Origin of the sequence: Priestia sp. FSL W8-0001 (assembly GCF_038050335.1) — a bacterium.
Classification (GTDB): Bacteria; Bacillota; Bacilli; order Bacillales; family Bacillaceae_H; genus Priestia; species Priestia flexa.
In genome coordinates, this window is record NZ_JBBPAL010000001.1 from 2,567,798 (window position 1) to 2,582,714 (window position 14,917).

The following is a 14,917-nucleotide window of genomic DNA, read 5'->3' on the forward strand; positions in this document are numbered from 1 at the left end:
TATTTTAGTAGCAATATATATATAATTACAAGTTATTTTTATATTATAATTATGTAACAAAAAATAAACCACTTACATTTTATTAGTAAGTAGGTTTATTTTTGCTATCAACTTAAATAAAAAGCTCTCATATACTCTTTAATAATAAGCTCTGCCGTTGAGTTAATTACATTTGTTGGAAGATACTCATGAAATCGAAAACGATTCTGTTTATTTACGTTAACGTCATGAACAGAAGCTATGCTTAATTGATTTTGAAAGCACTTCAACATCGCCATAGGAGGACTAGAGAGAATGTGAGCACCAATCTTATTTATCGCTTGTTTGCTAATCGCATGCGGAACTGCAGTTAGCGAGCTCATCCATAAATCTCCTCTGTCGTTCATTTCATTTAATAGAAATTTCCAAGCCTGCACACTATGAGATAAGCTTTTTTCATCTTCACTTTTATTTAAAGCTACATCTAAGCCATCTGCTATTGCTCTTGCAAAGGGGTATAAATCATAAGCCTTAATACTAAAATCTCCATCTACAAATAAAATAATGTCTCCCTTTGCAACCTCGGCACCTATCGTTCGACCTACATCATGCCCTAACGCATTCTTATAAACAATTGTTTTCGCTCCCATATTTTTGGCAATTTGTTCTGACTCATCCGTAGAGCCGTTCACAATAACTATAACTTCAAGAGGCTCAAGCTTCCGAACCTCTTTGATCACTTCTTGTAGCGTTTTCGCTTCATTTTTTACTGGTATGACAACTGATAGCTGCTTTCCTTTATAAAAAGAGGAAAGTTTTCCCCACCCTTTGCTAATGTTTTCATACGGCTGATAAGCATCCGTTCTGTTCATAGCTTTTGAAACAGCTTCTGTTTTAGCTATATAATTGTCCAAGAGCTCCTTATATCTTTCTTTATATTCAGCTCGTTTGTTTTCAAAAGCACCAGGAGCAAACTTCCCTTCTCCAAAAGTTGTAATGGAAAGGTGATGGCTTGTTCGGAAGGAGTTCGTTTGTAGTTCAACAAATAAAGCGAGAGGATTTGTACAAGCAGCAGAGGATAATTGACTATATACTTCCTTAGTAAATGCATATGGAGGAGAAAGATAAGCATTGGTATAATGAGGTTTATTACACATATCATGTAGAACCCTGCTCCACATGACTTCAAACCTTCCAAAATCATGCTGAAATGCTTCATCCCATTTGTTTAAAACCACATCACAATGACTAAATAAAAGTGGTTGAACAAATTGTTTTACTTGTTTCTCTGAGATCATATAATCGCTGTCTAAATATAAAAAGGCGTCTCCCTTACACATGCGAGTTATTTTCATTCGCAATTCATGTGCTGTTTCTTCACCATTCTCTATTTTCACAATACAGCCTTCTTCTTTTGCAATTAAAACCGATCCATCCATTGACTGCTTGGCTAAGACAATCACTTCATGAGGATTTAAACAGCGAGTACTGCGAATGACTTGCCTTATTGTCGCTTCATCATTTTGAACAATTAGAATGATTGAAAGCTTCTTCACATTACGCCCTCCTTTTTAACGCCTTAATACTCCCCTTGTATCCACTATTTTCGCGGCAGTTTTCACAAGTGACCAATCAATGTTTTGATGGTCGGTTAAGATTAAGACTACATTGGCTGTTTGCACCGCTTGTTTAGTAAGCTCTACAGACTGAATGTTGCAACCATTTAGCGTAAAAGTGTCGATATATGGATCATGATATGATAGATTATACCCTCTTGTAATTAGCTCGTTGCATATAGGCAATGCTGGTGACTCCCGTACATCGTTTACATCCCGTTTATACGCGATGCCAATGACCAAAACATTTTTCTCATTCTTATCAAGCTGCTTTTCAACGAGTGTCACAACATGTTCAGTCATTTGTTCATTTATTTCATGAGCTGCTTGAATGAGTTCACTTTTTAAACCAGCCTGTTTGAGCTTCCATACAAAGTAAAGTGGGTCAACAGGAATACAGTGCCCACCAATTCCAGGTCCGGGATAATAAGGAGTAAATCCAAATGGTTTCGTTGCTGCTGCTTCAAGTACTTCATAAAAATCAATGTTCAGCTGTTCACATAATACATTTGTTTCGTTCACAAGAGAAATATTAACTAACCGTTGAATATTTTCAAATAGTTTACACATTTCAGCCACGTTTGGTGACGAAACAGGAACTACTTTTTGAAAGATGCTACCATAAAATTCGCTAATTTTTTGTAAGCAGCTTTCCGTATATCCACTAATCACTTTAGGGATTTGCTCAATGTGATAGTGCGTATTTGCTGGGTCTACTCTTTCAGGAGAATAAGCGAGATAAAAGTCGCTTCCTACTTGTAGCTTTGATTTTAAAAGAATTGGTAAAACAATTTCTTCTAACGTACCTGGATAAGTTGAACTCTCATAGATTACTGTTTGTCCGGCAACCATTTCCTTTTGCAAAAACTCTGAAGCCTTAATCATTGCTGTTAAGTCTGGTTCGTGCTGATCGTTAATTGGTGTTGGAACCGTCACAATTACATATTCACACTGTTTAAACTCTTCAATTCCGTCTTGTAAACATTGAGCTTTAAATTTCTTTTCTCTTTTAATCTCCTCATTTGATACATCTGGAATATAGCTTTTCCCTTGATGAAGTAGGTTCACTTTGCTACGATCAACATCAAGACCTATCACATCAAAACTTTTTTTAGCAACCAATAATGCTAAGGGTAATCCCACGTATCCAAGTCCTAATACTGCTACTTTTTTAGTTTTCATCACGCATCACCTCAGACAAAATGTCATGTCTTCTTGTATCTTTTAAAAAGAGACCTCTTTCCGTTGTTTGATTGAGTAGATAAGCAATTGCTTCAATATGGTCTCCTAAAATCCTTTCCGTTGATTGAGGCAATCCTGTTGTCTTTAAGTGCTCTTTTCGAATGCGATTGGTGCGCGCTACGTCTACAAAATGAATCGCCTTAACCGTAAAACCTGCTAACAAACTTTTCAAATGAAATAAAGGAGGAATGATGAGCGATTCGTACCCGATTTTCTCTATTACTTCTCTTTTTATTGCGTGAGGAATTGCAGTTGTTGTGTTAATGGTTAAATCTGGACGCTTACTAATAGCATTTAAAAAATACTTTGCAGCACTAACAGAATGTAGAGGATGGACTTGATCTAATAAACACTCCAAATTATTGAGCGCAACATCAACTCCATTTTCAGCTGCACGGATGAAATGTTGAAGATTTTCAGCAGAAATAACGATATCACCGTCAATAAACAAGCAAATATCACCTGAACTATACATTGCTCCAATTGCTCTTGGAACATTATGTCCAAGCCTATTTGGATACACAAGTACCGTTGCGCCTGCTTCACGTGCTCTTGAAATCGTTATTTCATCTGACCCATTTGCTACCACAATAATTTCTTCAACACCTGCTTTTTGCACTTCTTGAATAACAAGATGAATCGTTTCTCTTTCTTCTCCAACTGGAATAATCGCACTTGTTTTACATCTCTCTTTTTTCAGGAGAGTGGGTGTATATTCTGATACAATCGTACGGTTACGATTTCCATCCGTAAGTCCTCCCCTTACTCCTTTCTGATGAATTAAGTGAGAAAAAGCTTTTAAATGATCAGCTAAAATTGATTCGGTTGAAAAGGGAAACGGAGAATTAGGAACAAGCGTCTTGTGGGTATTACGAATACGGTTGGTATAAATAACATCTGTGGAACAAGGATATACAACAGACATTCCTTTTAAAATAGCAAGTGTCTGCATTAATGGGGGATGCGCTAAATTCTCAAAGCCGATTTCTTCAGCTGCTGAGCGCTTTATAGCATGTGGAATTGCGGTAACTGCTTGAACTGTTAAATCTGGTCTTTTTAAGCTTAAATTAAGCATATATTTTGAGACAGCCACTACGTGAGGACGAATTTTTCGCTTCATTGTCCATTCCAAGTCATTCAATGCAAGGTCATGGCCATCTTTAATTGCTTGCACATACTGGTTTAGTTCTTCAAAGGGTACAACGATATCTCCGTCTAGAAATACAAGGATATCCCCCTTTGCTTTTTTTGCTCCAATTGCTCGACCAATGTTAATCCCAAGCTTCTCTTCGTACGTTAACACTTTACACCCTTCTTGTTTTGCAATTAAAGCTGTATTATCAGTGGCCCCATTTACAACAACAATGATTTCAAAAGGTGCTATCTTTTTTATTGCCTGAATCACACTTTGCAATGACTCTTCTTCATTACATGCTGGAATGATAACGGATACGTTCATTTTATTCATCTCCACTAATAATACGAATGTATGTGACAGATGCAAAAGGTATTGTGACATCAGTAGGCTCTCCATATGAGCTTGATGTACGAACAACAATTGAAGCTTCAAATACTGCAATTAATGTACCGCTAATAATATCAATTGGGGTAATGATTTGCACAAATGAACCAATGCTTTCTCTTAATGCGTCTTGAAACATCTTTTCCTCTCCTCTCTTTAAACTTTTTGAATTGTAATGATGCTGGTAAATGGTAACAAAATGCTGGAAGTGGCACTTTCAGTTAGCCTTAAATAATCATCGCCTACTTCAGCAACCGTACCTTGCAAAGGACCCGCAACTGTTGAAACGACAACCTCTTCATGTAAATATTGAAGCGCAATTTCTTTAAAAGGCGAAACATCCGCTTCTCTTACAAGCTGAATAAAGTAGTCTCGAAATCGCTGAGAATAAATAACCTCTTCTACTGCTTTTTTTGTATTATTTTCAATGAAAGTACCAAACCTTCTTGAAAATAACAATCTCTTAATTTTCTTTTTGAGACGGTAATAGCTATAACACCACATCTTTTTTTTCCTCCTTGTTAGTCATGGAATCATTTGAATTTTACTAGAACACTCAAACGATTACTTTACCAATATATACAAGCTGTCAGGAGGAAGTGATAGAACTTTTTTCGCATTTTTTGATAAATATGCGCTTGTCTCGCATTCTTACAAAGAAAGAGTGCACAATGATTTAACTTTTTTCAAAACAAAAAAGAGTTTGGGACATAACAAAATGATTGCTTCTAAAAGACGAACACTAGCTGTTCCCATCTCTTTGGTTTGTCCCAACTCGTTCGTTCCATTGCGCTACGGTCACTCGCTTTCCGCGGCGAGGAACCTGAACTTCCTCGCTGCGCTGCGGGATCTCCGTTTTCCCTCTCTTTCCCGCAGGAGTCGAGTGTCCTACGCTCCATTCCACCCTGTTTCCAACATTGTTTTCACAACCAAAAAAACCTGAACGATTAAAAGTTATGAACTCTCAATCGTTCAGGTATAGTAGAAGCTGAACTACTTATGTCTCAGTCTCTTTCTCAAATTACTTTACTTTTTTAGCACCTAGATAACGTTCACTCCAATAGTTCGAGTTTTTATCACTGATTGTTACACCTTTTGAGGTAGAAGTGTGAATAAACTGATTATCACCTAAATAAATCCCTGCATGAGAAGGGCCTTCTTTATATGTTTCAAAATAAACAATATCTCCCACTGCTGGTTCCTTCACGCTTTCACCTGCCGCATATATATCTGCCACGGTACGTGGAACTTCTACGTCTACACTTTCCTTATATACATATTGTAAGAAGCCACTGCAATCGAAGCCAGAAGGTGTTGTACCTGCCCATTTATAAGGCGTGCCAATAAGAGATTTCGCCTTACTAATGACCGCGGACTCGTCAAAGCTAGACGCTCCTTGTTCAACTTCTGTTGTTTCTAGTTCTTTATATGTTTTGGTTCCAACAATTCCATCAGCTACTAGATTATGATCTTGCTGAAAAGCTTGAACTGCTACTTTTGTTTCGTAATTAAAGTATGTAGAAACCTTACCCTTTAAATATCCTTCTTGCTTTAAAGAATCTTTGACTTCATAGATGCTTTCGTTTTTCATTCCTTGTTTTAATAGCTCGTCGTTTGAAGCGGCTTGTCCAATGACGGGTGTAGACAATACGGCTCCTCCCATTAACATAGACGCAACCAATTTCCTCATTATACATACTCCTTCACCTATTTTTCCCACTACTATCTATCAAAGTGGTCACTGTATCACCTTATCATGCACGCATCACAATCAGATAAATAGAACATAACAATCCCATGACAGCACATCACATTTTCATGACATTTTTGAAAATAACGCTCAAGCTTTTCAACAAGCAAACCGAAATATATAGTAAGGGTCCATGACCGTTATATACCCATATATGTGCTTACAACTTTAAGGATAATAGGTGATTTTATGAACTGGTTTAGGAAAAACACACATACCGAACAAGCAGTTGCTCTTGAAGAAATGACTGCAAGCATGCAAGTATCTAGTTTAGAAATTCAACAACAAATTAAAATGATTGGTCTAAACTTAGATGACCTTAAAAGAATCGTTAGGCTACAGCCTGCAGTTGAAGAAAATATTATTTCAATTGTAAACGAATTCTATCGAGCTATTGGAGAACAGCAACACTTAGTTACCATCATTGAGAAGCATAGCAGTATTGACCGCTTAAAAAACACGCTTAAAAAACATATATTAGAAATGTTTAACGGCAAAGTAGATGATGAGTTTGTACAAAAGCGTAAAATGATTTCAAAAATGCATGTAAAAATTGGTCTTGAACCGAATTGGTATTTATGCGCTTTTCAGAACTTACAAATTGCATTAATTGCCCTGTGCCATGAGGAGATAGACGAAAAAGAAGCCTGCATTCAAACTATTAAAAGTATTACAACGCTCATTAATTTAGAACAACAAATTGTGTTAACTGCCTATGAAGAAACGTTTGAAGAACAACGACAACTTTTATATCAAGAAAAAAAGCTTATTCAAGATGAGATTAGTCGTACCTCTTCTCTATTAGCTAACCTATCTGAGGAAACAGCACAGTTTGTTACTCAAATAAGCAGCCAAACGGCGGATGTTGTGTCATTTGCGAATAAAAGCTCAGAGTTAGCTGAGATTGTTTCCAAAGATGCAATTGAAAGCCAAACCAAGCTCGAACAAGAGCAAGCAATGCTTGATGGCATCCAGCAAAATACTTCTCTCATTCAGCAACGCATGAAAACGTTAGAAGATACATCAAAGCAAATTACACAAATTGTAGCGATTGTAACATCCATTGCTGAACAAACAAACTTACTTGCTTTAAACGCTTCAATCGAATCAGCTCGAGCAGGGGAACATGGAAAAGGATTTGCCGTGGTTGCTCAGGAGGTTCGTAAACTGGCGGAGGAAACAAAAAAATCAATCGCAAACATTTCAACTTTCATCAAAGATATTCAAAAACAAATAAAAAGCGTAGCTGAGATTGGAGATGAAGTGGCGAGGTTAACAAAAGACACAACGGTAAATATGAATAACATCACAACGTTTTTCACAAATGTTTTAACTGTCACAACAGAAAATAAACAGCAGAGCGTTCTAACAAAAAAAGAACTAGACAAAATATCTTCCATTATTTCAGAATTGACAAATCGTATTGATAAAATTGCTACATCATCCGATGAGCTTTATACACTATCTGAAAAGGTATAAACAAAGCAGAGCCAAGGCTCTGCTTTGTTCTTATCTAAATTAGAAAGTACCAGCTTGTGATAATCCGTATCCGAAGTGCGTGTCACGACCAGCTGGTCCTAAATCAATTGATTTGTTGATTAACAGTTGACGTAACTGTGCATTTGAATATGATGGGTATTTCTGTTTGTATAAGGCTAGGATACCAGCTGCATAAGGGCTAGCCATTGATGTACCGCTTAACGTTGAATATTGACCGTTTAAGTATGTGCTTAGAATAGCCGCACCAGGAGCTGCTATTTCAACAGTAGGGCCAGTTGATGAGAATGAAGCACGGCGATCATAACGATCCGTAGCTCCCACAGCAATAACTGAATCATATTTCGCTGGGTAATTTACCGTATCTCCTGTTCCAGCAGAGTTTCCAGAATTTCCAGCAGCAGCTACTACAACTGCTCCACTTTGATAAGCTCGATCAACTGCCGATTTTAATGCTGTAGATCCTACAGACGTTCCTAAGCTTAAGTTAATAATGTCCATGTCGTTTGCTACAGACCAGTCAATTCCAGCGATGATACTAGAAAGGCTTCCAGAACCGCTGCTTTCAAGTACTTTTACACCGTAAATATCTGCGTTATATGCAACACCAATCGTACCTGTACCGTTGTTTTCAGCACCGATAATCCCTGCTACGTGCGTACCGTGTCCATTATCATCATTATAAGAAGATGTATATGATACAAATGAAGCTCCTCCAGCTACTTTTAAGTCAGGATGATTTGTTGCAACTCCAGTATCAACTACCGCCACTTTTACACCTTGTCCACTTAAACCAGTTGACCAACTTGTAGGAGCCTTCACTTTAGAGATTCCCCAGTCTTGCGTATCAGCTGCTACTGATATACGAATATCTTCTTCTACATAAGCTACATTTGGATCTTTTTCAAGCTTTTCAACCTCACTTGGAGTCATTTCTGCGACGGCAATCGGTAATTCTTTCATTTTCTTTTTCACTTTACCGTTTGCTTTTGTAATACTTTTTTCATTTACGCTACTTTTAAATCCTACAATCACTTGTTCTTTTTCTTCAGTTGCTGCATAAGCTCCTCCAGTAGATGGTATTAACACCCCTGCCGTAATTGCTAACGATGTTACAACCTTTAACCAACTATACTTTTTCATATCATTGCCCCTTTCGTATTTTCCACTGCTAGTTTTAGTAGTTTAGTAGCAGCAGAGACAATCCATTAACTTTGCCAGTGAAAGTTGGATTTACTACCTTTAATTATCTATTTTTACAACTTTTTGGCTATAGGTTAATAGGCTGTATAGAAAAGCTGACAAGAGCAAATCTAAGGGCATTTAAAAAGTATTTTTTTTACAATTAAAGAGTATATTTTACCAGGAAGTACAAAAAAATATCTTTAAAATATTCATATTATTATATCACTATCACAAAATAATATTATAATAATTTTCTAAACATTCTTTAATTTTAAAAAACAATAGTAAAGACCTACCCTTCTTTAGTTCTTTATAATTATTATATATATGACTTTATTTCTTTTAATCTAACATGTAAAAAAAGACCATACAAATAGCATGGTCATATACCGATCGAACCAGACAGTTGGGGGAATTGTCATGCATCGGGTCTTTATTAGAGGGCGTTATGATGTGAAAGGAAATCATAATGACTTCCTATTTTACTATATTCACTACAAGAGTTTTTGCAATGGACAAACGTGGATTCTAATACCTTTTTTATTAAACAGTAACACGCCAATCTGCCTTATGACCGTATCTTTTTTCGATTCTAAAACTCAATATCTGCAAAAGCGTAATAAGTCTGGACAGGCTCTCGGTTTCATTAAAAATTTTTAAAAAAATGAATCTAAATTGATTACTTATACGTTATATAGGTAGAAGGCACTTTAACATGACTATAATTGAAAAGGAGGGATTGATTGGATGCGCAATCAATCAAAATTACCAGGAATCTTAATGGTTACATTCTTTTTAATGATCGCCACAATTTTAGGCGCTACTATTATGTTTTAATTAAAACGAAGACCGTATCCTTTGTTTATCTATGAAAACAAAGAATGCGGTCTCTTTATTATCCAATCAATACATCTTCATTTGGATAACGAATTTTTTCACGTTTTGGTTTAGCTAAAGAAAATGCTAAAGTTAACGGACCTATCTTACCTAAAAACATGATAAAAATAATAATAACACGTCCAACGTATGATAGCTCTGGCGTTACTCCCATGGATAAGCCAACTGTTCCAAATGCTGATACAACTTCAAACATCAGCTTTAAAAAAGGCGTGTTCGGTTCCGATATATTTATTGCAAACGTAGCGAAGAACACAAACATAATTGCGATCATAGAAATAGCTAGTGCTTTTACAACATATACAGTACTTAACCTGCGCTTTAATAAGACAATATCTTCACGTCCTCGAATAAATGAAAGGACGGCAAATGTTATCACAATAAACGTTGTTAACTTTATTCCTCCACCAGTAGACGCACTCCCTGCCCCAATAAACATTAAAATGATCATTAAAAAAGCTGTTGAATCCGTCAAGTTAGCTATGTCAATAGAGTTAAATCCAGCGGTCCTCGTACTAACCGCTTGAAAATACGATGTCCACATCTTGTCACCAAGACTTAAGCTTCCCAACGTTTTGGCGTTTCCATACTCTAAGAAAAAAATAAACAGCATCGCCACAGTATTAATGATAAATGTTCCAATAATCATTAATTTTGAATGTAGGCTAAGCTTTTTGTAAGACTTTTTCTCCCATAAATCCGCCAGTACCGTAAATCCGATTCCCCCAATAATAAATAATAATGAAATCGTAATATTAATGAGTGGATCTCCTGCATACTGCACTAAGCTATCAGATAAAAGGCCAAACCCAGCATTATTAAATGCTGATATTGAATGAAACAAGCTAAAAAATAACCCTTTTTCCCAGCCGAACTCTGGTACCCACCGAATGGCTAAAAAAATCAGTGCAATCAACTCAATGACAAAAGAGAAGATAAAAAGGCGCTTTACTAGAAGAATGACGCCACCAATATTAGTTTGGTTTAAAGCGTGCTGGACCATCATTCGTTCTTTAAAACCGATTTTTTTACCGAGCATAATAAAGATCAGCACGGCAAATGACATGATCCCTAATCCACCTACCTGTATCAGAAGCATAATAATCGTCTGACCAAATACCGTAAAGCGCGTTCCTGTATCTACAACGGCTAATCCCGTTACCGTCATAGCTGAAGTAGAGGTAAACAAGGCGTCTATCCAAGAGATTGGTTCCGTTGTAGAAAATGGAAGCATTAAAAGTAATGCGCCAATAATAATTCCCCCTCCAAAGATTGATGTTAATAATTGGGGGGGCGTTAGCTTAATACTTCTGGCTAAACTCATTGATTATACGCCTTCTTCCTCAAAGCGATTAATATCCCGATTATGTCCAATAACAATGAGCATGTCACCTTCATGGATAATTTCATGGGCTGTTGGTGAAATTACCATTTCACCATTTCCACGTTGAAAACCAATAATATTACACCCATACTTGGAACGGATGTTTAAATCAAATAATGTTTTATTATGAATCTTTTTTGAAGCCATTATTTCTACAATGCTATAGTCCTTTGAAAGTTCAATGTAATCAATAATCTTTTCAGAAACTACGTGATGCGCAATTCGTTTCGCCATATCTCGCTCAGGGTGAATGACCTTATCGGCTCCAATTTTTTCAAGTACTTTTTGATGGTATGAATTTACTGCTTTTACCCACACCTGCTTCACACCCATATCTTTCAGTAACATTGTTACCAATACACTCGCTTCAATATCGTCTCCAAATGATACGATTGCATGATCAACATTTCGAATTCCAAGGCTTTTAAGGCTTGCTTCATCCACACCGTTTACTTGCACTGCATAAGTGGCTGTATTTGTGTACTTATTGACAACTTCTTGATTGCGGTCAATCGCTAGAACATCCACATCTAGATTGATGAATTCTTCTACAAGGCTGCCGCCAAAACGCCCTAATCCTAACACCGCAAATTGCTTTTTCATTTCAAACTTTCCTTTCCTATTCCGGTTTCTCTCTTGTTTTATTGTGCTCTTTTTTTATGATCTTACTTATTGTAACGATTAATTTCCACACAAAAAAACACAGGAAGGCTCCTGTGTTTTTTACACATTCCATCTCCCCCTCAAAACGCTTGCGAAGTTAGCTGTCGGATTCGGGTTATGAGAGTAACCCTACCTATAAAGGATTCACCCCGAGCACAAAGTGTGCAAAAGTGGTTCCTCCGCTCCTATTAGGATTCAGCGATTTCATCTATTTGTGACTTACTTTAAATGGAAAAATAAGTTATTACTTAAAGTTTCACCTTATCTTACTCCCACATTTTTGGTATGTCAATACCTTTTTTAAATAATAAAATCCCCCTAAAAATAAGAAGGCAAAACGCAGAAATTTTTATCATTTTTCACTATAATAGAATATAAAAATGAAAGAGCTGATGAGAATAGATGAACATTGATCGTATTGATTTACATATTTTAAAGGAGTTAACTACTAACGCTCGACTTTCCATGAGAGAACTTTCAAAATTAGTCAATCTATCAGCCCCATCGGTTGCTGAGCGGGTTCGAAATTTGGAACAAGTTGGTATTATTAGCGGATACTCTGTCACTATTAATTGTGAAAAATTAGGGCTTCCTATTTCTTGTTTTGTTGAGGCAACAATTAAAAACGGTGAATATCGTCGCTTTAAACAATTTATCGCTACTTATCCATACGCTTTATTTTGTGAACGAATAGCTGGAAAAGCCTGCTTTATTACAAAGTTACAGCTTCCAAACCTTAAGGAACTTGAAAATTTCATCGATGAAGTTACTCCTTTTGCACATACTGTATCTCATATCGGTATTTCTCAAGTCGAAATGAAACCCGGCTTTATCGATTATCTTTTAAAAGAAAAATAAGTTAGACTATGACTTACTTCAATTCTTTTCATAAGGCAACCTTACATATTAACATTTAATTGCAAAAAGACGTGATGGTATCATCACGTCTGAGGAGTATGAATGGAGACTAGTCATTTTATTTTCTTTATCTTTATGTATGCGAATTAAACAAAAAAATGCCTTTCAACCAAAAGGTGAAAGGACAATGAATTTTCCGAATAATGAAAGATTTTACAACCCTATCTTATCACTTGCAAAAACATTTGTCTATTTCTATTTTTATTCATTTCATTTATATTGCTCTATCACGATAAAAGGGGGCTTCATCAATGAAAAGAACAAACAGAATGAGACTGGGACATAACGAAATGATTCTGTCTCAACAAAAGATATCTGAACGATCAAAAGTATTCAACTGTTGATCGTTCGGATAGATCATTAGCTGAAATGCTTATGTCCCAACCTCAGTAATCTATATAAAAGGTGAATCAAGAGACTTGAACGTACTTAATCTGTCTCTTTAATTCATCCTGAACATAGTTATTGATAGCTTTTTGTACAAGCTTTTGAAGGATTGGCTCTTTCGCTTCTTCAACTGTTTTAAATTCAGCGCTATATCCCGCTTTGTCAAAGTAGCCTTTTACATCTTCTTCGGATATTTTGTCTCGAAAGAACTGTTTCGATTGAAAATGAGCTTTAATGTGCTTCTTTACAACTTCTTCTGTAATGTCTAGCTCTTCATAAGCTTGCTCTCTAATTTTTTGACTATAGGAATGTTCAATTTCATTCCACAATTGTTCTGACTGTTGGTTCACCCAATCAGTATTGACAGCTTCTTCCCCTACGTACTTATCAACAATAAGCTGATAAAGAGCATCTTTTCGATAAGAAGAATCGTTCACCGGAGCATCCGGATCTAGAAAGCCTTGTACGGCTAAAAATTCTCGAAGTTCATCACTTGTAATAGGGTCACCTTTGTATATAGCGACCACTTTATTAGACGGCTGTTCATTGTTTAGTGTTGGAAAAACAACTTCTTCTGAAGCATTTACACACCCAGTAATCAACAAGGCAGCGATTAAAAATAGAAATAGCTGCCGTGCTGTGTATATCATTCATCGTTGCCTTGTTGTTTCAACGTTAGTGAAAGGTTTATTTTTTTTCCGTTTCTGTAAACGTCAAGCTTTACTTTATCTCCAATTGCACGCTCCGTGTATAAATACTTGCGCAAGTCACTGGATGTTTTTACTTCTTTACCATCTATCCCTACAATGATGTCTTTTGATTGCAAGCCAGCTTCTGAAGCAGCTGAAAAAGGTTCAACTGTCGTAACCACAACACCGTCAGAAGTATCTTCTGTTAGGCCTAGCTCATTTTCTTTAATGGCAGTTGATAAACCTGCTACATCCTGTAGCCCCACTCCCATATATGGTCGATTAATTTTTCCATCTTTCATTAGCTTGTCAATAATAGGTTGAACATCTGCAGTTGGAATAGCAAAACCGATTCCTTCTACACCGTCTTCAGCAATCTTTAAACTATTAATACCAATTACTTGACCAGCAGCATTGATTAATGCTCCACCGCTGTTTCCTGGATTAATAGCTGCGTCTGTTTGAATAACATCCAAGTTCCATTCCCCAGCTGATGTTGTAATGTTTACCGTTCTCTCCGTGCCGCTTACAATACCTTGTGTGACTGTTCTTGAGAACTGCTCACCAAGAGGGTTTCCAATTGCAAGTACCGGTTCTCCGGCAACAAGTGAAGTAGAATCACCAAATTCAGCTACTGCCTCTACGTTTTTAGCATCCATCTCTAAAACAGCTAAATCGGTTAGCGGATCCGCACCTACAATTTGGGCATCCTCTTTCTTCCCATTTGATAACGTAACTTCTACCTTACTTGATCCTTCTATTACGTGGTTGTTTGTTACAACATACGCTTTGTTATTATCTTTTTTAAAAATAACGCCTGAACCTGTTCCAGATTCTGCTGTTTGCGTATCTCCTGAAAAGGGATTTGTTCGCTCTTGGATATTGTTTACGCCTACTACGGCTGGTGAAACTTTATCTACAACAGATACCAGGTCTCCTTGACTTACATTGGTGCTAATAGTTTTTGTAGCAGCTGTAGTTGTAGCGCTTGTTGAAGTAGATGCGGTATTCGTTTGGCTTCCATCATTTGTGAACCCTAGGTGAGGTGCACTATATAATACAATTCCTCCACCTAACACAGCACCTGCAATGGACGATGCAAGAAATGGTAAAAACCTTCTTTTAGATTTTTCTTCTCTTACATGCTCAGACCGATAAGTTGGATATTCTTGTTTCATACCTGGTTCT

General features: G+C 36.7%; 13 protein-coding genes and 1 riboswitch. Of the genes, 2 read left to right on the plus strand and 11 right to left on the minus strand.

Annotation, left to right across the window (positions count from 1 at the left end):
• Window positions 1-107 precede the first annotated feature (107 nt).
• The 6 genes from MKZ18_RS13710 to MKZ18_RS13735 form a co-directional block, all read right to left on the minus strand.
• Entirely contained in the window at window positions 108-1,535 is a 1,428-nt protein-coding gene (locus tag MKZ18_RS13710; protein ID WP_025910829.1) for a glycosyltransferase family 2 protein, read from the minus strand.
• Between the two features lie 15 nt (window positions 1,536-1,550).
• The gene (locus tag MKZ18_RS13715; protein WP_175384206.1) at window positions 1,551-2,780 is read right to left on the minus strand and encodes a nucleotide sugar dehydrogenase; all 1,230 of its coding nucleotides are present in this window, start codon (window positions 2,778-2,780) and stop codon (window positions 1,551-1,553) included.
• On the minus strand, window positions 2,767-4,296 hold the full coding sequence (locus MKZ18_RS13720; RefSeq protein WP_025910827.1) for a glycosyltransferase family 2 protein: 1,530 nt from the start codon (window positions 4,294-4,296) through the stop codon (window positions 2,767-2,769). The genes MKZ18_RS13715 and MKZ18_RS13720 overlap by 14 nt, the downstream gene beginning before the upstream one ends.
• A gap of 1 nt (window position 4,297) precedes the next feature.
• The gene (locus tag MKZ18_RS13725; protein ID WP_025910826.1) at window positions 4,298-4,498 is read right to left on the minus strand and encodes a hypothetical protein; all 201 of its coding nucleotides are present in this window, start codon (window positions 4,496-4,498) and stop codon (window positions 4,298-4,300) included.
• 17 nt (window positions 4,499-4,515) lie between these two features.
• Entirely contained in the window at window positions 4,516-4,863 is a 348-nt protein-coding gene (locus tag MKZ18_RS13730; RefSeq protein ID WP_035321114.1) for a hypothetical protein, read from the minus strand.
• A 517-nt stretch (window positions 4,864-5,380) separates the two neighbouring features.
• Window positions 5,381-6,049: a C40 family peptidase gene (locus MKZ18_RS13735; RefSeq protein WP_163070768.1), complete on the minus strand. Its 669-nt coding sequence runs from the start codon at window positions 6,047-6,049 to the stop codon at window positions 5,381-5,383.
• Window positions 6,050-6,298: 249 nt separating this feature from the next.
• Between MKZ18_RS13735 and MKZ18_RS13740 the strand changes: the two genes are divergently transcribed.
• Window positions 6,299-7,588, plus strand: a complete 1,290-nt coding sequence (locus tag MKZ18_RS13740) for a globin-coupled sensor protein (RefSeq protein ID WP_251385407.1) — start codon at window positions 6,299-6,301, stop codon at window positions 7,586-7,588.
• A gap of 39 nt (window positions 7,589-7,627) precedes the next feature.
• Here MKZ18_RS13740 and MKZ18_RS13745 read toward each other — a convergent pair whose 3' ends face one another.
• The 3 genes from MKZ18_RS13745 to MKZ18_RS13755 form a co-directional block, all read right to left on the minus strand.
• On the minus strand, window positions 7,628-8,749 hold the full coding sequence (locus MKZ18_RS13745) for a S8 family peptidase (RefSeq protein WP_025910817.1): 1,122 nt from the start codon (window positions 8,747-8,749) through the stop codon (window positions 7,628-7,630).
• A gap of 937 nt (window positions 8,750-9,686) precedes the next feature.
• Window positions 9,687-11,012 carry a TrkH family potassium uptake protein gene (locus MKZ18_RS13750; protein WP_025910813.1) on the minus strand — a complete coding sequence of 442 codons (1,326 nt, stop codon included), beginning with the start codon at window positions 11,010-11,012 and terminating at the stop codon, window positions 9,687-9,689.
• Window positions 11,013-11,015: 3 nt separating this feature from the next.
• Complete coding sequence (locus MKZ18_RS13755) at window positions 11,016-11,675, minus strand: potassium channel family protein (protein ID WP_025910811.1); 660 nt, start codon at window positions 11,673-11,675, stop codon at window positions 11,016-11,018.
• Window positions 11,676-11,806: 131 nt separating this feature from the next.
• Window positions 11,807-11,946, minus strand: a riboswitch (cyclic di-AMP (ydaO/yuaA leader).
• Between the two features lie 191 nt (window positions 11,947-12,137).
• Here MKZ18_RS13755 and MKZ18_RS13760 point away from each other — a divergent pair.
• Entirely contained in the window at window positions 12,138-12,593 is a 456-nt protein-coding gene (locus tag MKZ18_RS13760) for an Lrp/AsnC family transcriptional regulator (RefSeq protein ID WP_025910809.1), read from the plus strand.
• A 470-nt stretch (window positions 12,594-13,063) separates the two neighbouring features.
• Here the strand turns inward: MKZ18_RS13760 and MKZ18_RS13765 are convergent, their stop codons facing one another.
• Window positions 13,064-13,690: a hypothetical protein gene (locus MKZ18_RS13765; RefSeq protein WP_144594245.1), complete on the minus strand. Its 627-nt coding sequence runs from the start codon at window positions 13,688-13,690 to the stop codon at window positions 13,064-13,066.
• Window positions 13,687-14,907 (minus strand): S1C family serine protease, encoded by a 1,221-nt coding sequence (locus tag MKZ18_RS13770; protein WP_186317486.1) that lies wholly within the window; start codon window positions 14,905-14,907, stop codon window positions 13,687-13,689. Before MKZ18_RS13770 ends, MKZ18_RS13765 begins: the two co-directional genes overlap by 4 nt.
• Window positions 14,908-14,917: the final 10 nt, after the last annotated feature.